Below are 20,916 nucleotides of genomic sequence, written 5' to 3' on the forward strand. Positions count from 1 at the left end.
ACTCTCACGCCAGCAGCGGCGATGGAATGCAACGCTCAAGGGAGGATATTCGATGAGCTTCTTGAAGAAATTGATGGTGACCGCGGCCTTTTCAGCCGCCATGTTCGTGAATGCAGCCTATGCCGAGAACGTCAAGATCGCGCTGGTGGTGAAGTCGCTCGGCAACGGCTTCTTCGATGCCGCCAACAAGGGCGCCGAAGAGGCGGCCAAGGAACTCGGCGACGTCGACATCATCTACACCGGCCCGACCAAAGCGACCGCCGAAGCGCAGATCGAAGTGGTCAATTCGCTGATCGCCCAGAAGGTCAACGCCATCGCCATTTCGGCCAATGACGCCGACGCGCTGGTGCCGGTGCTGAAGAAGGCGATGGAACGCGGCATCACCGTCATCTCCTGGGATTCGGGCGTCGCCAAGGAAGGTCGCCAGCTGCATCTCAACCCGTCCGACACCGGACTGATCGGCGAGACCATCATCAAGCTTGCCGCCGATTACCTGCCGGAAGGCGGCGAAGTCGCCATCCTGTCGGCCTCCTCGACCGCCACCAACCAGAACGCCTGGATCGATGCGGCCAAGAAAATCCTGCCGGAGAAGTTCCCCAAGATCAAACTCGTCGCCACCGTCTATGGCGATGACGATTCGGCCAAGAGCACGGACGAGGCCAAGGGCCTGTTGAAGTCCTATCCGAACCTCAAGGCGATCATTGCGCCGACCACCGTCGGCGTCGTCGCCGCCGCCCAGGTCGTCACCGATGCGAACCTGATCGGCAAGGTCAATGTCACCGGTCTGGCGCTGCCGTCCGAGTTCAAGAAGTTCATCGACAACGGCGCCAGCCAGGCGGTTGCGCTGTGGAACCCGATCGACCTCGGCTATTCGGCCGTCTACCTCGCCCATGATCTGGCGGTGAAGAAGGAAGAGGCGAAGCCTGGTGCCACGCTGTCGATCGGCCGCGTCGGCAAGGTCACGCTCGACGACACCAACTCGGCTGCGATGGCTCCGCCCTTCCAGTTCGACAAGTCGAACATCGAGAAGTTCTCCAAGATCTATTGATCCTGGGCGCTCTTCAAACTGGCGGGGGGGGGGGGGGGCGCCACCCCCCCGCGCCCCAGCCCCCCCGGGTGGGGGGGGGGGGGTGAGGGGAGGTGGTGGCCCCCCCACCCCACCGCCCCCCCCCGCGGCCCCCCCCCCCCGCGCCGGCGCCCCCCCCCCCCCCCCCCCCCGCGACTTCAAACGGACCTTGTTTCAGGGCTTGATACGACTATGGACGCGACAGCCCAACACAGCGCGGCAACCGAGCGGCCTCCGGCCTTGGCTCCACGCCTGACGCTGTCCGGCATCTCCAAGAGCTTTCCCGGCGTGCGCGCGCTGCACAATGTCAGCCTGTCGCTCTATCCGGGGCAGGTGACCGCATTGATCGGTGAGAACGGTGCCGGCAAGTCGACCCTGGTCAAAATCATGACCGGCATCTACCAGCCCGACACGGGCACAATCAGCATCGACGGCCAAGCCGTCACCCTGCCCAGCGCGCACGCGGCTTTCGGACACGGCGTCACCGCCATCCACCAGGAAACCGTGCTGTTCGACGATTTGACGGTTGCCGAGAACATCTTTCTCGGTCACGCCCCGCGCACGCGTTTCGGCACCATCGACTGGCGCACGATGCGCAAGAATGCCCGCGAAGTGCTCGACACCATGCATGCGGGTCATATCCACGCCGACGCCCGGCTGAAGGATCTCGGCATCGCCAACAAGCATTTGGTCGCCGTGGCCCGGGCCATGTCGATCGACGCTCAGATCGTCATCATGGACGAGCCGACCGCCGCCCTTTCGATGAAGGAGATCGAGGAGCTCTTTTTGCTGATCGAGTTCCTCAAGAGCGAAGGCAAGGCGATCCTGTTCATCAGCCACAAGTTCGACGAGATCTACCGCATAGCCGACCGCTACACGGTGTTCCGCGATGGCGAGATGGTCGGCGAAGGCCTGATCAGGGATGCGGGCCAAAGCCAGATCGTGCGCCTGATGGTCGGCCGCGCTGTCGACCATATCTTTCCGCAGCGCAAGGCTGAGATCGGCGCGCCGGTGCTTTCCGTTTCCGGCCTGTCGCATCCGACCGAGTTCAACGATATCAGTTTCGAACTGCACAAGGGCGAAATCCTCGGCTTCTACGGCCTTGTCGGCGCTGGTCGCAGCGAGGTGATGCAGGCGATATCGGGCATCACACGCACCTCAGCCGGCACGATCACGCTCGAAGGCAAGGCGATCGCGCCGAAATCGGCGGCGGATTCGATCGAAGCCGGCATCGTCTACGTGCCGGAAGAGCGCGGCAAGCAGGGCGTGGTGATCGGCCTGCCGATCTTCCAGAACGTCTCGCTGCCTTCGCTCAAGCGCACCTCCAGATCCGGCCTGCTGCGGCTGTCGGAAGAATTCGCGCTCGCCCGCTCCTTTACCGAGCGGCTCGACCTGCGCGCCTCCTCGCTCAGCCAGGATGTCGGCACGCTGTCGGGCGGCAACCAGCAAAAGATCGTCATCGCCAAATGGCTGGCGACGGCTCCCAAGGTGATCATCCTGGACGAGCCGACCAAGGGCATCGACATCGGCTCCAAGGCCGCCGTGCACGGCTTCATGGCCGAGTTGGTGGCGCAGGGCCTGTCGGTGATCATGGTGTCGTCGGAACTGCCGGAAATCCTTGGCATGTCCGACCGCATCGTGGTCATGCGCGAGGGTCTCGTTGCTGCTGTCTTCGACAACAAGGGCCTGGACGCCGAGACGCTGGTCAGGACGGCAGCAGGGATCGCCGCATGAAAGCATTTTTCAAATATCGTGAAATCTGGTTGCTTGCCGCCATCGTCGTGCTGATCGGGCTGATATCGACGCGCTTCCCCGCCTTTGCCGATCCCGGCAATTTGCGCCAAGTGTTCAACGACACCTCGATCCTGATGATCCTGGCGCTTGGCCAGATGGTTGTGATCCTGACCCGGTCGATCGACCTGTCGATGGCGTCCAATCTCTGCTTCACCGGCATGGTAGTGGCAATGCTGAACGCCGCGCATCCGGCAATCCCGATCCCGCTGCTGATTGGCATCGCCCTGGTCGTCGGCCTGGTGCTCGGCGCCATCAACGGCCTTTTGGTCTGGCGGCTGAACATCCCTTCGATCGTGGTGACATTGGGCACGCTCACCATCTATCGCGGTGCCACCTTCGTCCTGTCAGGCGGCGCCTGGGTCAATGCCGACAAGATGAGCTCGGACTTCATCGGCTTCCAGCGGGCGGCGTTCCTCGGCATTCCGGTGCTGTCCTGGATCGCCATCCTGGTCATCGTGCTATTCTTCGTCCTGATGACGCGCACCGCGCTCGGCCGCTCGATCTATGCCATCGGCGTCAACCCGACGGCTTCGGTCTATGCCGGCATCGATGTCGGCCGGACGAAATTCATCGTCTTCTGCATCTCCGGCATGATCGGCGGCCTCTCGGGATATCTCTGGATCTCCCGCTATGTGATTGCCTCGGTCGAGGTCGCCAACGGCTATGAACTCAACATCATCGCCGCCTGCGTCATCGGCGGCATCTCGATCGCCGGCGGCATCGGCTCGGTCGGCGGCGCAGTGCTCGGCGCGCTGTTCCTTGGCATCATCTCCAACGCACTGCCGGTCATCAACATCTCGCCCTTCTGGCAGATGGCGATCTCGGGCAGCGCCATCATTCTGGCCGTCGTGCTCAACGCGCGCGGCGAACGCCGGCAGGGCCGCATCATCCTGAGAAAGGTGGAGGCGGCATGACCGACATCCCTGCCCCGCGCCACATTCCCGACCGGCTCGACAAGCCGCTGCGTTCGGCGATCTTTTCCTGGGAAGCGCTGCTGGTCGTGGTGGCGGTGGCGATCTTCGCCATCAACAGCTTTGCCTCGCCGTATTTCCTCGACCCGTACTCGCTGTCCGATCTCACCTTCAATTTCACCGAGAAGGGTCTGATCGCCTTCGCCATGGCACTGCTGATCATTTCGGGCGAGATCGACCTGTCGGTGGCCGCGATCATCGCGCTGGCGTCGACCATGATGGGCATGGCGGTGCAGGCCGGGGCCGGCATGCCGGTGCTGGTGCTGATCGGCATCGTCGTCGGGCTCGGCTGCGGCGCCTTTAACGGCCTGCTGGTGACAAGGCTCGGACTGCCCTCCATCGTCGTCACCATCGGCACGATGAGCCTGTTTCGCGGCATCGCCTTCATCATCCTCGGCGACCAGGCTTACAAGGGCTATCCCGATAGCTTCGCCTTCTTCGGCCAGGGCTATGTCTGGTGGGTGGTGTCGTTCGAACTGGTGCTCTTCCTCATCGCAGCCGTCGTTTACTGGTTCCTTCTGCACCGCACGAGTTTCGGCCGTCGTGTCTTTGCCATCGGCAACAACCCGGTCGCAGCACAATTTTCCGGCGTGCGCGTCGGCCGCACCAAGTTCATCCTGTTCTGCCTGACCGGCCTGATGTCGGGCATCGCCTCGGTGCTGATCACCTCGCGCCTCGGCTCGACGCGACCCTCGATCGCGCAGGGCTATGAACTGGAAGTCATCACCATGGTGGTGCTCGGCGGCGTCAGCATCCTCGGCGGCGCCGGCAGCATCCTTGGCGTCGTGCTGGCCGCCTTCATCATGGGGCTGGTGACCTTCGGGCTTGGCCTGCTCAACGTGCCCGGCATCGTCATGTCGATCTTCATCGGCCTGCTCCTGATCATCGTCATCGCTCTGCCGATCGTCTGGCGGCGGCTACGCGGAGGACGTTGATGCCGCAGAAATACGCGTTCAAGATGAAGCTGAAACCCGGCATGAAGGCCGAATACAAGAAGCGCCACGACGAGATCTGGCCGTCGCTGGTCGCGCTCCTGAAGCAGGCCGGCGTTTCCGATTATTCCATCCATCTCGATGATGAGACCAACATCCTGTTCGGCGTGCTGTGGCGCCGAGACGACCACGGCATGGACGACCTGCCTAGGCATCCGGAGATGCAGCGCTGGTGGGCACACATGGCCGACATCATGGAGACGAGGCCGGACAACGAACCGGTGGCCGTGCCGCTGGAAACCGTGTTCCACATGGAATGAGCACGATACGCCACATCGCCGTCATCGACATCGGCAAGACCAACGCCAAGGTGGCACTGGTCGACCTCGCGACGCTGAGCGAGATAGCATTGCGCCGCATGGCGAATGCACCGGTGCGGCAGGCGCCCTACCCGCATCATGATGTCGAGGCCTTGTGGACATTCATCCTCGACAGCCTTGCCGGCCTCAACCGCGAACAGCGCATCGACGCCATATCGATCACCACACATGGCGCGACGGCCGCGCTGGTCGACGCCGCGGGCGAACTGGTGCTGCCGGTGCTCGATTATGAATTCGATGGCCCCGAAAGCCTCGCCGTGGATTACGACGCGATCCGTCCGCCCTTCGCCGAGACCGGCACGCCGCGCCTGCCGCTCGGCCTCAATCTCGGCGCGCAATTCTTCTGGCAGCAGAAAAGCTTCCCGGCGGAATTCGCCAACGCCGCCGCGATGCTGATGTACCCGCAATACTGGGCCTTGCGCCTGACCGGCATCGCCGCCAGCGAGGTGACTTCGCTCGGCTGTCACACCGATCTGTGGAACCCGTGGACGGCCGATTTTTCATCATTGGTCGACAGCCTGGAGTGGCGCGGCTTGATGGCGCCGGTGAGGCCAGCCAGGGACCGCCTCGGCCCGATTCTGCCCAGTGTCGCGGTGCGAACCGACCTTGACCCGCAAACGCCCGTCTTCTGCGGCCTGCATGATTCCAACGCCTCGCTGCTGCCGCATCTTCTCTCCGACAAGCCGCCCTTCTCCGTCGTCTCGACCGGCACCTGGGTGGTGTCGATGGCGGTCGGCGGCAAACAGATTGCGCTGGATGCGGCACGCGACACGCTGGTCAATGTCAACGCACTCGGCAATCCCGTTCCCTCGGCGCGCTTCATGGGCGGGCGCGAATTTTCCGTGCTGACGAAGGACCGGCCGGAGCAGTGGAGCGAAGATGATGTCGGCGCCGTGTTGGCGCGAAAAGTGCTCCTGCTGCCATCGACCCAGCAAGGATCGGGGCCTTTCCCGCATGATGCCGCGGCATGGCTCAACGCCGACGGGATGACAAGCGGCCACCGCTTTGCCGCCATCTCGTTCTATCTGGCGCTGATGACGGCGACCTGCCTCGATTTGATCGGTGCCGACGGCCCGACCACTGTCGAAGGCCCCTTTGCCCGCAACCGGCTCTTTGTCGGCATGCTGGCGGCAGCGACGGGGCGCACCGTGGTCGCATCCGAGGCTGCTACCGGCACCAGCATCGGCGCCGCGCTGCTGGCGTCGGGTCCGGTAACAGCGCACGGCAAGGGCGAACGAATAGAACTGCCGACCGACCCGGTCTGGGCCGACTACGTCAGCGCCTGGCGCGCGGCGGTCGAAGCGCAAAGCTGACTACAAAATCCGCTTGCCGAAAGCCGACATGACGAAGTTGACCACGTCGGCGCCGATCCGAGGCTCCAGATCCGCGGTCAGACCGGAAACATCCATCGACAGCAGTCCGCCGGAGAGCGCGATCGCCTCCATCGCCTGATGCGTTTCGCGCACGGTGAGGCCGCCGGAGCCCGCCGCCCAGCTGGCGAATTCGGTTGCCGTCGGCGAATAACTGACGTGAAAACCTTGCGTGCCCGAGGTGGCAATGCGGATCGCCTCATGCATCAGGTCGCGCATGCCCATGGCGTCGATATCGGTCATGGTGAAGGCCGACACGCGCGAATCCTTCAGCACCCGCGCTTCGGCCGGATCGGCATGGCGCAAGCCGACGATGACGACATTCTCCGGCGACAGCTGCGGCTGCAGCGCACCCGCCTTGTGGTCGAGACCGAGTGTGCGCGCCAGGACCGAGCCTTCCGGCAGGTCTATGCCGTCCTCTTCCTCGGGCATCAGGGCGGCGATGGAATCGATCCAGATCAGGCCGAAGGAATGCGTCGCGCGCGCCGTTGCGGTCAGCGCCTTGTGAGCGACGCGACGGTCGGCGCCGGCCGTCAGCCGGATCAGCCCCGATGGCGGCCGCTCGATATCGGCGAGTTCCACGACGTCGAAATTCATCGCTTCCAGCCGCGCACCGGTGCCTTCACGGGCCAGGATGCCGGCAGCCCCTTGCTCGGCGGTGATCTGCACCATCTTGCGGCCGGAGAAGTCCTCGACATCGTGCATCGGGGCCTTCTCGACATATTCCGAGGTCATTGCCAGCAGCATGGCGCCATAGCTCATGCGGAAGGCGACGCGGTCGCCAACGGTCAGCGGCGGATCGGCATCGGCAACATCCAGCAACAGGTGGTCGCTGGAGGCGCCGATTACCCTTATCCCCTTGGCAATCGGCGTCAGGCCCTCGACCAGCACATCCTCGCGGCCGATATTGGCAATGGCGCGCAGCCTGTCGCCCTCGTCGGGGAAGACCGGCTGGTTGCCGAAGGCGTCGAAGCCGGATTGGCCGATCGGCCGTGACGGCTTGAGCTTGACCTCGATGATGTCGCTGGTCAGCCGGCAGGCATCGGGTTCGAGTTCGGCCCACGGCGTGTCGCGGAAGGTCTCGACGCCGCCCTGCAGGATCGCCTCGCCGACCCGCAGATTGTTGATGCCGGCCGGCAGTCTGCCCTCGAGCAGCAGTGGCAGCGACGACGAGGCGCCGCCGGAAATCACGTCGAGGCTTTTGCCGGACAGGCGTTCGGTCTTGTAGGCGTGGGCGACGAGCTGGCCGAGATTTTCCGACGTCGGCATGATGGCGCCGAAGCAGCCGAGATTGGTGCCGATGCCAGCAATGCGCACGCCTTTGTATTGCAGGATCTGCTCGACCGTCGGGATCAGGTCATTCGGCCAGATGCCTTCGCGGAGATCGCCGAGGTCGATCATCAGCATGATGTCGTGGACACGGCCCATGCGCTCGGCGATGCGCGAAATCTCGCGGATGGTGGCGAGTTCCGACTGCAGGCTGATGTCGACGGTGCGCACCACCTCCTCGACACGCGCCATCGGTGGGCTGCGTAGTAGCATGATCGGCGCGTTGATGCCGCTGTCGCGCAGCCGGCGGATGTTTTCGAAGCGGGATTCCGCGATGCCGGCAACGCCACCGCGCAGCATGGCGCGCGCCACTTGCGGCATGCCGCAAGTGCCCTTGGTGACGCCGAAGACCTTGATGCCCGAGAGCGCGCAGCGCTCGACGATAGTGCGCGCATTGCGCTCGATGCGGCCAAGGTCGATGGCGACTTGCGGTCCCGACATCCTAGTCCCCGTAGACCAGCCCTTGCGGATCGATCTCCGGCTTGCGGCCGGCGACGAGGTCGGCAAGGAATTTTCCCGAGCCGCAGGCCATGGTCCAGCCGACATGGCCGTGGCCGGTGTCGAGATAAAGATTCCTATAGCGCGCCCGGCCGATGACCGGCACCGAGTTCGGCATCATCGGCCGCAGGCCTGCCCACAGCTCCGCCTTCTTCTCGTCGAAGGCACCAGGAAACAGGTCCTTGCCGGTCCTGAACATGGCGGCGAAGTCGCTGGGCTTATGGCTGCGGTCAAAGCCGGTGAATTCGGCGGTCGAGGCGAGCCGCAACCGGTTGCCAAGCCTTGAATAGGCGATCAACTGGTCCTCGTCGGCGCCGCCCATGGTCGGCCCTTTGCTCTCGTCTTCCAGCGGAATGGTCGCGGTATAACCCTTCACCGGATAGACAGGCAGGTCGATGCCGTAGCGGCGGCCGAGCAGGCCGCTTTCCGGTCCCATCGAGATGACCACGGCATCCCCGGTGACCGGTCCGGCCGAAGTCATCACCGCACTCACCCGGTCGCCCTCGATGGCGAGGCCCTCGACCGTCGTTCCGTAGAGAAAGTTCACGCCAAGTTTTTCGGCTGAATAGGCCGCGAGTTTTTCCACGAACTGCCGGGAATCGCCGGTCTGGTCGATCGGCGAATAGACGCCGCCGGCGATCTTTTCCTTCACGCCGGCAAGACCCGGTTCAAGCTCGACCAGCCGCTCGCGGCCGACGATCTCGATCGGCAGGCCATGCTCGGCCAGATAGCGATAATTGTCGGTGCCAGTGTCGAGGCTGTGCTGCGAGCGGAAGAAATAGAGGATGCCCTTCTTGCGCTCGTCATAGGCGATGCCAGTCTCGGCCGAGATGGCGTTGATGCAATCGCGCGAATAGAGCGCCAGGCGCAACTTGACCCGGCTGTTGGCGCGCAGGCGCTCTTTCGTGCACTGGCGCAGGAAGCGCAGGCTCCAGGCAAGGAAATAGGGATCGAAGCGCAGCCGGACCTTGATGCCGAGATCATGGTTGTAAAGCGCGCGCAGGAACGTCTTCAACGCCGCCGGCGAAGCCCAGGCGGTAGCATCCCCCGGAGACACCAGGCCGGCATTCGACTGGCTGGTGCCGCGCGCTGGCGCCGGATGGCGCTCGATCACGGTGACCTCGTGGCCGTCGCTGGCCAGATAGAAGGCGGCCGCCGTACCGACGACACCGGCCCCGAGCACCGCTATTTTCATGCCATCCCCCAAAGCGCCTCGCGGCACGGCGCCTCAATGCCGTGCCGCGAATGCCTTCAATAGCGCTTCAGTGCCCGCCTTGCGAGCCCTTGCGAGAACCTGGCTCAGCCCCGAGCGGAGTTCTTGCCGGTCAGGATGCGCTCCCAGGCGAGCGCGTCGGCAACGATCTGGTCGAGGTCGTCGCGTTGCGGCTCCCAGCCGAGTTCGGCGCGGGCGAGATCCGAGTTGGCAACCACCGCCGCGGCGTCGCCGGGACGGCGATCGCCCATCTTCACCTCGAAATCATGGCCAAAGGCGCGCCGCACGCTGTCGATGACCTCGAGCACCGAGTAGCCATGGCTATAGCCGCAATTGGCGACGAGGCTTTGTCCGCCGGCGCGCAGCCGCTGAAGGGCCAGGCGGTGCGCCGCCGCCAGATCGCTGACATGGATGTAGTCGCGCATGCAGGTGCCATCCGGCGTCGGATAATCGGTGCCGAACACCTGCATGAACGGCCGCTTGCCGAGCGCCGTCTCGCAGGCGACCTTGATCAGATGAGTGGCGCCCGGCGTCGACTGCCCGGTGCGGCCCTTCGGGTCGGCGCCGGCGACGTTGAAATAGCGCAGCGCGGTATAGCGCAGGCCGTGCGCGATCCCCGCATCGCGCAGCATCCACTCACTCATCAGCTTGGAAAGGCCATAGGGCGATTCCGGCGCCAGGCGGGCATCCTCGCGCACCGGCTCCAGTCCGGCGCCGCCATAGACGGCCGCGGTCGAGGAAAAGATGAAATTGGGCACGCCTTCGCGCACCGCGGTCTCGATCAGCGTGCGCGTCTTGCAGGTGTTGTTCTCGTAATAGCCAAGCGGATCGGCGACCGATTCCGGGACCACGATGGAACCGGCGAAATGGATGATCGCGTCGACCTTGTTTTCCCTGATGATCGAGCCGACCAATTCCCTGTCGGCGACATCGCCAACCACCAGCTTTGCCTCCGGCGCTACCGCCCATTCGAAGCCGGTCGAAAGACGGTCGAGAACGACCACGCTCTCGCCGGCATCCAGCAGCTCCCAGACCATATGGCTGCCGATATAGCCGGCGCCGCCTGTTACCAAAACTGTCATCCGCGACCTCGCATCTCAAGATTTATCGGAAACTGTCTCAACCCCCGCCTTACTGGAAAGCCTGCCTGGTGGCCATTAGAACTCATGGTAACCAGCATTGTCTGCACGTGGCATCGTCCTGAAACAAAATTGATCCACATCAAGGGAATAGGCCACGATCCGTGGTCGATAGGAACAGGTCCGGGGCGTGGCATTTTGACCAGAAAGGCCTGGTGGACGACCAATAGGGCAATGATTATGATCCCGCGCAAAAATTGGGAAGCCGACATGAACTACCAGCGATTCTTCGAGGAAGCGATCGACCAGCTCCATGCTGAGCGTCGCTACCGCGTTTTCGCCGACCTCGAGCGAATCGCGGGCAAGTTTCCGCGCGCCATCTGGCGTTCCAACGGCCGCGCCGAGGAAATCACCGTCTGGTGCTCCAACGATTATCTCGGCATGGGCCAGCATCCCGATGTCATCGCCGCGTTCCAGGATGCAGCCGGCAGGATGGGCTCGGGCGCCGGCGGCACCCGCAACATTTCCGGCACCAGCAACCCGCTGGTAGAGCTCGAACTGGAGCTTGCCGACCTGCACGAAAAGGAAGCGGCACTCGTCTTCACCTCCGGCTTCGTTTCCAACGAAGCCTCGATCTCGACCATCGCGCGGCTTTTGCCCAATTGCCTGATCATCTCGGACGAACTGAACCACGCCTCGATGATCGAAGGCGTACGGCGCTCGGGCGCCGAGAAGAAGATCTTCCGTCACAATGACGTCGCGCACCTGGAAAGCCTGTTGCAGGCGGCGGGCCGCGAACGCGCCAAGCTGATTATCTTCGAAAGCGTCTATTCGATGGATGGCGACATCGCGCCAATCAAGCAGATCGTCGAGCTCGCCGAGCGCTACAACGCCATGACCTATATCGACGAAGTGCATGCCGTCGGCATGTACGGACCACGCGGCGGCGGCATCACCGAGCGCGAAGGCCTGGCCGACCGCATCGACATCATCGAAGGCACGCTGGCCAAGGCATTCGGCACGCTAGGCGGCTACATCGCCGGCACCAGTGCAGTGATCGACGCCGTACGCTCCTATGCGCCGGGCTTCATCTTCACCACCGCGCTGCCGCCGGCGATCGCGGCTGCCGCGACCGCGTCGATCCGCCATCTCAAGCGCTCGCAGGCCGAGCGCGACGCCCAGCAGCAGCAGGCCGCGAGGACCAAGCAGATACTCTCTGCCGCCGGCCTGCCGGTGATGGACTCGCCGACCCACATCGTGCCAGTCCTGGTTGGCGATCCGGAACTTTGCAAGATGGCCAGCGACCGCCTGCTCGGCGTTCACGGCCTTTACATCCAGCCGATCAACTACCCGACCGTGCCGCGCCGCACGGAGCGGCTGCGCATCACGCCGACGCCGTTCCACTCCGATGCACTGATCGCCGAACTGCAGGACGCGCTGGTCGAGACCTGGGACGCGCTCGGCATTCCCTACGGCTCCGCCGGTCGGCCGTCCGTGGCCAAGAGCGACCGGATCATTCCGCTGCTGGTGCCCAAGTCAGGCGGCTGAAAAACTCTCCTCCGGCGGCCATCTGACGCGGGTTTCTGCGTCAACGGCTCAAACAGTCTTCATCCAATTCGCCAGACGATGCGCCGCTTCCTCGATCTGGTCGAGGCGGCGGTGGAAGCACAGCCTGAGGAAGGCTTCGCCGCCGGGGCCGAAAGCCGTGCCGGGAGCCAGGCCGACATTGGCTTTGTCGACGATGTCGAAGGCAGCAGTGCGTGAATCTGTGATGCCGTCGACCGTGAAGAAAAGATAGAACGCACCTTGCGGCACGGTGAACCGGGCACGGCCGGCGGCGCCCAGAATGCCGCAGACCAGATCGCGCGCCTTGCGCGCCCGCTCTACCTGTTCGGCAACGAAGGCATCGCCTTCATCAAGGGCCGCAACCGCGCCGCGCTGCATGAACTGGGCAACGCCGGAATTCGAATACTGGATCAAGTTCTCGAACACCTGCTGCAGGGACGGATGTGTCTTGATCCAGCCGACACGCCAGCCGGTCATCGCCCAGTTCTTGGAAAAACTGTTGACGTAGAGGATGCGATCCTCCGCCGTCGCGATGTCGAGGAAAGACGGCGCGCGGCCAGGGTCATAGTGGAACAGCGAATAGATCTCGTCGGCGATGATCCAGATATTTTTGGCGCGCGCGAGATCGAGGATTGCCTGCAAGGTCTCGTGATCGGCGGTCCAGCCGGTGGGATTGGACGGCGTGTTGATGAACAGTGCCTTTGTGCGCGGCGTGATCGCCGCTGCGATCTTCTCGACGTCGCAGGACCAGCCATTGCCGGAATGGTCCAGCGTGACCGCAACAGGAATGGCTCCCGCTATCGCCGCGGCGGCGTCGAAATTCGGCCAAGCCGGTGACAGATAAACCACCTCGTCGCCGGCGCCGGCGAGCGCGTCGAGCGCCAGCTGGATGGCATGCATGCCGGATCCGGTGACGATGAATTGTTCCTCCGGGAAGGTTTTGCCGAAATGCCTGGCGTAGTAGCGGGAAAGCGCCTGCCTGAGATCGGGGATGCCTTTCTGCCAGGTGTAGAACGTTTCGCCGCCGGCCAGCGCCTTTGACGCGGCATCGGTGATGAACGAAGGCGTCGGCAGGTCGCCCTCACCGGCCCAGAGCGGGATCATGCCCTCGCGCAGGCGGCCGTAATTGACCACGGCGACAATGCCGCTTTCGGGCGCGGCGCGGGCTTCGGCGCGAAGGCTGTCAATCAGGGTCATGAGCGGGTCCGTTCCGATCTCGGGCGTTGATCAGCGCTCCTTAGCAGATGCCAAAACAGAAAACCCCGGCCGCGAACGACCGGGGTTTTGGTCCAGAAGAGCTGATCCGTCTATCTCCTGGCGAGCAAGTCGCGAATTTCGGTGAGCAGCGCGACATCGGCGGGCGGCGGAGCGGCCGGCGCAGCGGGCTTCTCGCGCTCAAGCCGCTTGCGCATGTTGTTCACCGCCTTGACCATCAGGAAGATGATGAAAGCGAGGATAAGGAAGTTCAACGCTACGGTTATGAAGCTGCCATACGCGAAAACAGCGCCTTGCTTTTTAGCGTCTGCCAGCGAGGTGGCGTTGACGGCCGAGGAGAGCCCCAGGAAATAGTTGTTGAAGTCCAGGCCGCCGAAAATCGCGCCGACGATCGGCATGATGATGTCGTTGACAAGGGAATCGACGATCTTGCCAAAGGCCGCGCCGATGATGACGCCGACCGCAAGGTCCATCACATTGCCCTTGGAAATGAATTCCTGGAACTCTTTCAGCATTCGATCCTCCTTGTCACGACCGGCCGAGCTGCCGTTTCCCGTCCTCAGGCATCGACCCGAGGACAAACATAACAAAAACCTCCGGTTGCAACATCGGCAAAAAGCAGGAAGCAACCGGTTTCTCCTTCCCCGACGGCCGTCCGGTAAGCGCGTCACGCCGCGCTTTGGGCCGCTTGTTCTTGCGCATGCCGTTGCCCAAAACTGCCGCGCTCCTTGGTCGACATGCATCGGAAATCACAGCCTTCATGCATCCAAAGCCGTGATGGACTCGGAAGCCAAGCTGTGATTGCGTCTGGGCAAGCCGGGTTGAAATTCGGCACAAGGAGGATATTGCCGGCGTGCAGGGCTTGTTCATCGTCATCATCGCGATCGCCTATGTGACGCTGCTGTTCGCCATCGCCAGCCTGGGCGACCGCCGCTCGGCCATTTCCGAGCCAAGCCGGGCCCGGCCCTTCATCTACGCGCTCAGTCTGGCGATCTACTGCACGTCCTGGACGTTCTTCGGCTCGGTCGGCCTCTCCTCCGAACGCGGCCTCGAATTCCTCGGCATCTATACCGGCCCGGTGCTGGTGTTCGTGTTCGGCTTTCCGCTGCTCAACCGCATCGTCCGGCTGGCCAAGACCGAGAAGATCACCTCGATCGCCGACTTCCTCGGCGCCCGCTACGGCAAGAGCTTCACTGTCGCGGCGATCGCCACGCTGATCGCCACCATCGGCGCGGTGCCCTATATCGCGCTGCAGTTGAAGGCGATCTCCGGTTCGGTCAGCCTGATGGTCGAGCACTATACGGGATCGCCGCCCTCCTTCGATCCCTTCGTCAGCGACATCTCGCTGGTCGTCGCCATGCTGCTGGCGCTGTTTGCGGTGTTGTTCGGCACACGCCACGCCGACGCCACCGAACACCAGGACGGGCTGGTGCTGGCGGTTGCGGTGGAAACCGTGGTCAAGCTTGCCGCTTTCCTGGCGATCGGCCTGATGGTCACCTTCCTGATCTTCGGCGGCCCGGGCGATATGTTCGACAAGCTTGCCCAGAATGCGCAGGTTCGGCAGGCGATGAGCTACAACACCTCGCTGGCCACCTGGCTGGTGCTGACTTGCCTGAGCGGATTTGCCATCGTGATGCTGCCGCGGCAGTTCTACGTCACCATCGTCGAGAACCGTGGCGAGGCCGAATTGCGCACCGCGACATGGGTGTTTCCGCTCTACCTCGTAGCGATCAATCTGTTCGTGCTGCCGATCGCCTTTGCCGGCCTGTCGCTGGTCGGCACGGGGACCAGCAGCGATCTCTACGTGCTGTCGCTGCCCTTGTTCAGCGGTCATGACGTACTGGCGATGGCGGCCTTTATCGGCGGGCTGTCGGCGGCAACCGCCATGGTGATCGTCGAGAGCGTGGCGCTGTCGATCATGATTTCCAACGACCTCGTCATTCCGCTGTTCGTGCGCCGCCTGCTCAAGACATCGACCTCCGAGAACGAAGATTGGTCGACGCTCATCCTCAACGTGCGGCGCGGGGCGATCTTCATCCTGCTGTTCATCGCCTTCCTCTACTATCGCGAGAGCACCAACAGCGTGCGCCTGTCGTCGATCGGCCTGATGTCGTTCGCGGCCATCGCCCAATTCGCGCCGGCGCTGATCGGCGGGCTGATCTGGCGCGGCGCCAATGGCCGGGGTGCGGCGCTGGGCATGGTCGCCGGCATTCTCGTCTGGGGCTACACGCTGCTGTTTCCATCGCTTGCCGCATCCGATACCGGCATCATCGTGCACGGGCTGTTTGGCTTCGAGGCGTTACGGCCGCAGGCCCTGTTCGGCACCGTCGCCGAACCGCTGAACCACGGCGTGTTGTGGAGCCTGTCGATCAACGCGGTGTTCTTCGTGCTGGGTTCCCTCTCGCGCGCATCGGTTCCGCTGGAACGCATCCAGGCGTCGATCTTCGTGCCTCGCGATGCCGGTCCGATGCCCAGCCTGCGCCGCTTCCGCACCGCCATCACCGTCAACGACCTCAAGGATACGATCGGGCGCTATCTCGGCGTCGAGCGCACCGAGCGCTCCTTCCAGTCGTTCGAAAGGACCAACGGCACTTCGCTGCACGGCAACGAGCAGGCGAGCATGGACGTCATCCGCTTTTCCGAGCAACTGCTGGCCAGCGCCGTCGGTTCCTCCTCGGCACGGCTGATCCTGTCGCTGCTGTTTCGACGCCACGACCGCGAATCCAAGGATGCCTTTCGCTTGCTCGACGACGCCACCGAGGCGCTGCAGCACAATCGCGACCTGCTTCAGATTGCGCTCGACCAGATGGAGCAAGGCATCACAGTCTTCGATCGGGACTTCCGCCTGATCTGCTGGAACCGGCAGTACCGGGCGCTTTTCGACCTGCCCGACGAGATGGGCCAGGTCGGCGTCTCGCTCGACCGCATCCTGCGCCATCTTGCCGAGCGCGGCGACATCCCTGCCGACCAGCGCGTGGCCATGCTCAACCGGCTGACCAGTTTCGTCAGCCCCTGGCAGATGGAGCTGAAGACCAGCGGCCGCATCCTGGAGCTGCGCTCCAACCCGATGCCGGACGGCGGCATCGTCGCCACCTATGCAGACATTTCCGGACGCGTCGAGCAGGATCTGGCGCTGAAACGGGCCAATGAATCGCTGGAGCAGCGCGTCAAGACCCGCACCATGGAGCTGACGCGGGTCAACGAGGAGCTGGCGCAGGCGCAGATGCTCGCCGAGGAGGCCAATCTCGGCAAGACGCGCTTTCTCGCCGCCGCCGGGCACGACATCCTGCAGCCGCTGAACGCCGCCCGGCTCTATTGCTCATCGCTGATCGAGAAAGCCGGCAAGGGGCCTGCCGGCAAGGCAGCGGTCAACATCGAATCCTCGCTGGAATCGGTCGAGACCATCCTTGGCGCCGTGCTCGACATCTCCCGCCTCGACGCCGGCGCGATGAGGCCGGACGATACAGCCTTCAACCTCGACGGATTGCTGCGCCAGATCGGCAACGACTTTCGGCCGCTCGCAGCCGAAAAGAAGCTCGAGTTGACGATCATGCCGTCATCGGTGACCGTGACGACGGACCGCAATTTGTTGCGCCGCCTGATCCAGAACCTCGTCTCCAACGCCATCAAATACACGCGCCACGGCCGTGTGCTGGTCGGCGTCAGGCGGCGCGGCGAGTTGGCCGAGATCCAGGTGGTCGACACCGGCATCGGCATCGCCGGCGACAAGCTGAACACCGTCTTTCGCGAATTCACCCGACTCGACGAAGGCGCGCGCGAAGCCGAGGGCCTCGGCCTCGGCCTCTCCATCGTCGACCGCATCGCCCGGGTGTTGCGCCTGGAGATCCGGATCTTTTCCACTCCCGGCAAGGGCACGCGCTTTTCCGTCATCCTGCCCGTGGCGGCCGTGCAGGAGCCGCGACGCGAAATCGAAACCAGGGCTCCTGCCCGCGCGACGGCTTCGCTGGCCGGGTTGCACGTGCTGTGCATCGATAACGACGCCCGCATCCTCGACGGCATGCGGCTCCTGCTCGAAGGCTGGGGCTGCAATGTCGATACGGTGTCCGGCTCAAAGGATCTGGAGAGTTCTGCGATGCCCCGCCCGGACATCGTCCTTGCCGACTACCATCTCGACGGCGAAACCGGTCTCGATATCATCGCCAGACTGCGCGCGATCCATGGCGATGACCTGACGGCCGTGCTGGTCACCGCCGACCGTTCCAACGAGGTGCGCACTGCCGCGGGCGGGCTTGAGATTCCGGTGATCAACAAGCCGCTGAAACCTGCGGTGCTGCGCTCGATGATGGCTAGGGTCAGGCGGCTGGCATCGGCGGCCGAATAGCGTCAAAAGGCGGGCGGCCATCAGTTCCGCGAGTTCCAACGCGCGACCGATCGGGCGGACCGAGGTTCAGTACTCTGATTGAATAGTATTCCGATCGAACAGGGCGCCCTGGCGATCAGCTCGTCGGCTGCAGCGGGTCGCTGCCGATCTTGGACAGGAGGATTACCGCCTGGGTGCGGCTGTCGACGCCGAGCTTCTGCAGGATGGCCGAGACATGCGCCTTGATGGTGGCCTCGGAGACGCCGAGTTCGTAGGCGATCTGCTTGTTGAGCAGGCCCTCGGCCAGCATGCCGAGCACGCGGGTCTGCTGCGGCGTCAGCGCCTGCAGGCGCTTGATCAGGTCGGATATTTCGGGATCGCGCTCGACGCCGAGATCGACGCCGACGGGTGCCGCAATATCGCCGGCAAGCACTGACTGCACGGCGCTGCGGATCTCCTCCATGCTGGCCGATTTGGAGATGAAGCCGGAAGCGCCGAGATCGAGCGCCCGCCTGATGGTCGCCGGATCGTCGTGCGCCGACACCACGACCAGTGGCACCGCCGGATGGATACCACGCAGCGAGATGAGGCCGGAGAGGCCGCTGGCACCCGGCATCGACAGGTCGAGCAGCACCAGATCGACATCCTCGTTGGCCACGACCAGCGCCTTGGCGCTCTCGAAATCGCCGGCCTCGTGGATGGCGGCGACATTGCCGATGCCGGCGAGCGCTTCGCGCAGCGCACCGCGAAACAGTGGATGATCGTCGGCGATGACGAAAGAATAGCCTGCCGGCAAATGTCCCTCCCCGAATCCCCCGATGATTTTTAGCTTTTTTCCGGGATCAGTTGGACGATTATGAGGGGCTGCGCGCTGTTTTCAAGCGGCAAAGCCAGCGCGCCGCGTTTTCCCTCGTTGGAGCCCTCAAGTCTTCTGCGAGTTGAGCTGGGCGCCGTCGTCCTTGTCCATATCCTTGACGATGCCCATGAAGCCGCGCAGGAACCGCTCCATGTAGCTCATCGTCTTGTTGAAATCCTCTTCGCTCGGCAGTTTCGATTCGAGGCGGGCGGAGAGCGAATTCTCGAGCTTGGTGACGCGCTCGTCCATTGCCTTCATCGAGGTCTGCAAGCGGTCGACCTCGTCCTGAAAGGCGGCGCGCTCGTCGGCCGCCATCTTGCAGACGAGCTGGCCGGACCGTTCCTCGCAGATCGACATGGCGCCGGTCTGGGTATCCATGCGGACATAGCCGTTATCAGACTTTTCCAGCCGGTAGCGGTCGGTTTCTTCCGAATAAGCTGAAGCCGCGACCAGCGAAACGAGCGCGGCGGGGATCAAGATGTGCTGCAGACGCATGTTGTCCTCCATGGCCAAGGCCTGAAATATCGCATGTTTGCGCCGGAAATGGGGAAGACCCTTGGCGTGGCCTTTCCCGCGTGGCTGGTTCGGACTATAGCGCAACCATGTCTCAGATTATCTACAAGATAACCCCGCGAGCGCCTTGGCGCGAGGCCGAAACAAACGGCCGCTTCACCGGCGCGCCGATCGATGTCGCCGACGGCTTCATCCATTTTTCCACGGCAGCGCAGGTCAAGGAAACGGCGGCAAGGCACTTTGCCGGCCAGACCGACCTTCTGCTGGTCGCCATCGACGGCGCTAGCCTGGGTGCTGCTTTGAAATACGAGGTCTCGCGCAGAGGCGCGCTGTTTCCGCATCTTTATGGTCCGCTCGACCTCAACGCCGTGCTGTGGGTGCGACCGCTGCCGCTTGGCGCAGACGGCGTGCACCAGTTCCCGGCACTGGAGGGGCAATGAGCATGCTCGACCGGCTCGGCCAGAGGCTGCTGTTCGCCTTCGATCCGGAAACCGCGCATGGCCTGTCAATCACGGCGCTGCGATGCGGCCTGCCGGTCGGGGGACGGACGACACGCGATGCGCGGCTGACGGTCAGCCTTTGCGGCCTCGATTTTCCCAACCCGCTTGGCATGGCCGCCGGCTACGACAAGAACGCCGAAGTACCCGACGCGCTGCTTGGCCTCGGCTTCGGCTTTGCCGAGGTCGGCACGATCACGCCACTGCCGCAGGCCGGCAATCCGAAGCCGCGCATTTTCCGACTGACGGCCGACGAAGCGGTGATCAACCGGCTGGGCTTCAACAATGAAGGCCATGCAGCGGCTGAAAAACGCCTTGCCGCACGCAAGGGGCGTGGCGGCATCGTCGGCGTCAACATCGGCGCCAACAAGGACAGCACTGAGCGCATCGGCGACTACGAGCGCGGTGTATCGCGGTTTGCGCCCTATGCTAGCTATCTCACCGTTAATATCTCCTCGCCCAACACGCCGGGCCTGCGCAACATGCAGGCGCGCGAGCAGCTTGGTGAGCTCTTGTCGCGGGTCATGGCAGCGGGCGCCGCGGCAACAGCCCAGCCGCCGGTGTTCCTCAAGATCGCCCCGGATCTGCTCGAGGCGGAGTTGGAGGACATCGCCGCCGAGGTCACCGAGAAACGGATCGACGGTGTCATCGTCTCCAACACCACAATCTCCCGGCCGGCGCTGCGCAGCGGCAACGCCGCGCGTGAGACCGGCGGGCTCTCGGGCAAGCCCTTGTTCGATCGCTCGACCATCGTTCTGGCCAGGATGCGCAAACTGCTCGGGCCGGAGCTTGCCATCATCGGTGTCGGCGGCGTCGATTCCACCGACACGGCACTGGAAAAGATCCGGGCTGGCGCCGATCTCGTCCAGCTCTACACCAGCATGATCTACGCCGGGCCGGCACTGCCGGGCCGGATCGTCGCCGGGATGGTCCGTTTCGTCGAAAAAGAACGGCTGAAGTCGATTTGCGAGTTGCGCGACAGCCGCCTCGACTTCTGGGCGTCCAAGCAACTCTGAACTGCTCTCAGGAGCGTAGATTGCGACTGACGGCCCGCTCGCAGATGGTGCCGCCGATGGCAGGCAAAACCCCGAAGAGAAGCAACTGTGCGGTTCCTCCGATGCCAGAAACCGCGGAGAGAATGAACGCAGCGAGCAATCCCAGCGCCGCGCCCAAGACATATGGCAGGTAGCTTCGCATAAGCTCACCCTGGAACAATTGGTGCATCAAGTCTGTTGGAAGTCGACTGGAAGTGCAAGTTCACCCGACGGCGCAGCAGGGCAACGAATTCGGGTTAACGGGTTCCTTCGGAGCCTTCG

General features: G+C 63.7%; 17 protein-coding genes. 10 read left to right on the forward strand and 7 right to left on the reverse strand.

Annotated elements, in window-relative coordinates:
• Positions 1-52 precede the first annotated feature (52 nt).
• The 6 genes from rhaS to NKH57_RS05330 all read left to right on the forward strand — a co-directional run bounded on the left by rhaS (position 53) and on the right by NKH57_RS05330 (position 6,456).
• Positions 53-1,048 (forward strand): rhamnose ABC transporter substrate-binding protein, encoded by a 996-nt coding sequence (rhaS, locus tag NKH57_RS05305; RefSeq protein ID WP_023758010.1) that lies wholly within the window; start codon positions 53-55, stop codon positions 1,046-1,048.
• A 210-nt stretch (positions 1,049-1,258) separates the two neighbouring features.
• Positions 1,259-2,800 carry a sugar ABC transporter ATP-binding protein gene (locus NKH57_RS05310; protein ID WP_352601279.1) on the forward strand — a complete coding sequence of 514 codons (1,542 nt, stop codon included), beginning with the start codon at positions 1,259-1,261 and terminating at the stop codon, positions 2,798-2,800.
• A complete protein-coding gene (locus NKH57_RS05315) occupies positions 2,797-3,774 on the forward strand; it encodes an ABC transporter permease (RefSeq protein WP_352942355.1) in 978 nt (325 codons plus the stop codon). Before NKH57_RS05310 ends, NKH57_RS05315 begins: the two co-directional genes overlap by 4 nt.
• Positions 3,771-4,766 carry an ABC transporter permease gene (locus NKH57_RS05320; RefSeq protein ID WP_352942359.1) on the forward strand — a complete coding sequence of 332 codons (996 nt, stop codon included), beginning with the start codon at positions 3,771-3,773 and terminating at the stop codon, positions 4,764-4,766. Before NKH57_RS05315 ends, NKH57_RS05320 begins: the two co-directional genes overlap by 4 nt.
• Entirely contained in the window at positions 4,766-5,083 is a 318-nt protein-coding gene (rhaM, locus tag NKH57_RS05325; protein ID WP_023758013.1) for an L-rhamnose mutarotase, read from the forward strand. Before NKH57_RS05320 ends, rhaM begins: the two co-directional genes overlap by 1 nt.
• Positions 5,080-6,456, forward strand: coding sequence for an FGGY-family carbohydrate kinase (locus NKH57_RS05330; protein WP_352942362.1), 1,377 nt, complete (start codon positions 5,080-5,082; stop codon positions 6,454-6,456). Before rhaM ends, NKH57_RS05330 begins: the two co-directional genes overlap by 4 nt.
• On the opposite strand, the gene NKH57_RS05335 is transcribed toward NKH57_RS05330, so the two are convergent.
• From NKH57_RS05335 to galE, 3 genes are all read right to left on the reverse strand, one after another.
• Positions 6,457-8,283 (reverse strand): alanine racemase, encoded by a 1,827-nt coding sequence (locus NKH57_RS05335; protein ID WP_352942365.1) that lies wholly within the window; start codon positions 8,281-8,283, stop codon positions 6,457-6,459.
• 1 nt (position 8,284) lies between these two features.
• A complete protein-coding gene (locus tag NKH57_RS05340) occupies positions 8,285-9,535 on the reverse strand; it encodes a D-amino acid dehydrogenase (protein ID WP_352942368.1) in 1,251 nt (416 codons plus the stop codon).
• Between the two features lie 104 nt (positions 9,536-9,639).
• Positions 9,640-10,635 carry a UDP-glucose 4-epimerase GalE gene (gene galE, locus NKH57_RS05345; RefSeq protein WP_352601293.1) on the reverse strand — a complete coding sequence of 332 codons (996 nt, stop codon included), beginning with the start codon at positions 10,633-10,635 and terminating at the stop codon, positions 9,640-9,642.
• 267 nt (positions 10,636-10,902) lie between these two features.
• Here galE and hemA point away from each other — a divergent pair, with 267 nt between their 5' ends.
• Entirely contained in the window at positions 10,903-12,180 is a 1,278-nt protein-coding gene (gene hemA, locus NKH57_RS05350; protein ID WP_352942371.1) for a 5-aminolevulinate synthase, read from the forward strand.
• A gap of 48 nt (positions 12,181-12,228) precedes the next feature.
• Here the strand turns inward: hemA and NKH57_RS05355 are convergent, their stop codons facing one another.
• Both NKH57_RS05355 and mscL read right to left on the reverse strand, forming a co-directional pair.
• Entirely contained in the window at positions 12,229-13,395 is a 1,167-nt protein-coding gene (locus NKH57_RS05355) for a pyridoxal phosphate-dependent aminotransferase (RefSeq protein WP_352942374.1), read from the reverse strand.
• A 110-nt stretch (positions 13,396-13,505) separates the two neighbouring features.
• Positions 13,506-13,928 carry a large conductance mechanosensitive channel protein MscL gene (gene mscL, locus NKH57_RS05360; RefSeq protein ID WP_013533610.1) on the reverse strand — a complete coding sequence of 141 codons (423 nt, stop codon included), beginning with the start codon at positions 13,926-13,928 and terminating at the stop codon, positions 13,506-13,508.
• Positions 13,929-14,266: 338 nt separating this feature from the next.
• On the opposite strand from mscL, the gene NKH57_RS05365 reads away from it, so the two are divergent.
• Positions 14,267-17,755 (forward strand): PAS domain-containing hybrid sensor histidine kinase/response regulator, encoded by a 3,489-nt coding sequence (locus NKH57_RS05365; protein ID WP_352942377.1) that lies wholly within the window; start codon positions 14,267-14,269, stop codon positions 17,753-17,755.
• Between the two features lie 115 nt (positions 17,756-17,870).
• On the opposite strand, the gene NKH57_RS05370 is transcribed toward NKH57_RS05365, so the two are convergent.
• On the reverse strand, positions 17,871-18,530 hold the full coding sequence (locus tag NKH57_RS05370) for a response regulator transcription factor (RefSeq protein WP_023758021.1): 660 nt from the start codon (positions 18,528-18,530) through the stop codon (positions 17,871-17,873).
• A gap of 126 nt (positions 18,531-18,656) precedes the next feature.
• Entirely contained in the window at positions 18,657-19,085 is a 429-nt protein-coding gene (locus tag NKH57_RS05375) for a hypothetical protein (RefSeq protein WP_352942380.1), read from the reverse strand.
• Positions 19,086-19,192: 107 nt separating this feature from the next.
• Here NKH57_RS05375 and NKH57_RS05380 point away from each other — a divergent pair, with 107 nt between their 5' ends.
• Positions 19,193-19,543, forward strand: a complete 351-nt coding sequence (locus NKH57_RS05380; protein ID WP_352942383.1) for a DUF952 domain-containing protein — start codon at positions 19,193-19,195, stop codon at positions 19,541-19,543.
• A complete protein-coding gene (locus NKH57_RS05385) occupies positions 19,540-20,616 on the forward strand; it encodes a quinone-dependent dihydroorotate dehydrogenase (RefSeq protein ID WP_352942385.1) in 1,077 nt (358 codons plus the stop codon). Before NKH57_RS05380 ends, NKH57_RS05385 begins: the two co-directional genes overlap by 4 nt.
• The last annotated feature ends 300 nt before the right edge of the window (positions 20,617-20,916 follow it).

Origin of the sequence: Mesorhizobium sp. M1050, assembly GCF_040318715.1 — a bacterium.
In the GTDB taxonomy this organism is placed as follows: domain Bacteria; phylum Pseudomonadota; class Alphaproteobacteria; order Rhizobiales; family Rhizobiaceae; genus Mesorhizobium.

Bases quoted from the DNA above. Each gene is read 5' to 3' on its own strand.
- NKH57_RS05340 (WP_352942368.1), bottom strand. From the start codon at position 9,535: ATGAAAATAGCGGTGCTCGGGGCCGGTGTCGTCGGTACGGCGGCCGCC.
- NKH57_RS05385 (WP_352942385.1), top strand. From the start codon at position 19,540: ATGAGCATGCTCGACCGGCTCGGCCAGAGGCTGCTGTTCGCCTTCGAT.
- hemA (WP_352942371.1), top strand. From the start codon at position 10,903: ATGAACTACCAGCGATTCTTCGAGGAAGCGATCGACCAGCTCCATGCT.
- rhaS (WP_023758010.1), top strand. From the start codon at position 53: ATGAGCTTCTTGAAGAAATTGATGGTGACCGCGGCCTTTTCAGCCGCC.
- rhaM (WP_023758013.1), top strand. From the start codon at position 4,766: ATGCCGCAGAAATACGCGTTCAAGATGAAGCTGAAACCCGGCATGAAG.
- galE (WP_352601293.1), bottom strand. From the start codon at position 10,635: ATGACAGTTTTGGTAACAGGCGGCGCCGGCTATATCGGCAGCCATATG.
- NKH57_RS05315 (WP_352942355.1), top strand. From the start codon at position 2,797: ATGAAAGCATTTTTCAAATATCGTGAAATCTGGTTGCTTGCCGCCATC.
- NKH57_RS05355 (WP_352942374.1), bottom strand. From the start codon at position 13,395: ATGACCCTGATTGACAGCCTTCGCGCCGAAGCCCGCGCCGCGCCCGAA.
- NKH57_RS05320 (WP_352942359.1), top strand. From the start codon at position 3,771: ATGACCGACATCCCTGCCCCGCGCCACATTCCCGACCGGCTCGACAAG.
- NKH57_RS05375 (WP_352942380.1), bottom strand. From the start codon at position 19,085: ATGCGTCTGCAGCACATCTTGATCCCCGCCGCGCTCGTTTCGCTGGTC.
- NKH57_RS05330 (WP_352942362.1), top strand. From the start codon at position 5,080: ATGAGCACGATACGCCACATCGCCGTCATCGACATCGGCAAGACCAAC.
- NKH57_RS05310 (WP_352601279.1), top strand. From the start codon at position 1,259: ATGGACGCGACAGCCCAACACAGCGCGGCAACCGAGCGGCCTCCGGCC.
- NKH57_RS05335 (WP_352942365.1), bottom strand. From the start codon at position 8,283: ATGTCGGGACCGCAAGTCGCCATCGACCTTGGCCGCATCGAGCGCAAT.
- mscL (WP_013533610.1), bottom strand. From the start codon at position 13,928: ATGCTGAAAGAGTTCCAGGAATTCATTTCCAAGGGCAATGTGATGGAC.
- NKH57_RS05380 (WP_352942383.1), top strand. From the start codon at position 19,193: ATGTCTCAGATTATCTACAAGATAACCCCGCGAGCGCCTTGGCGCGAG.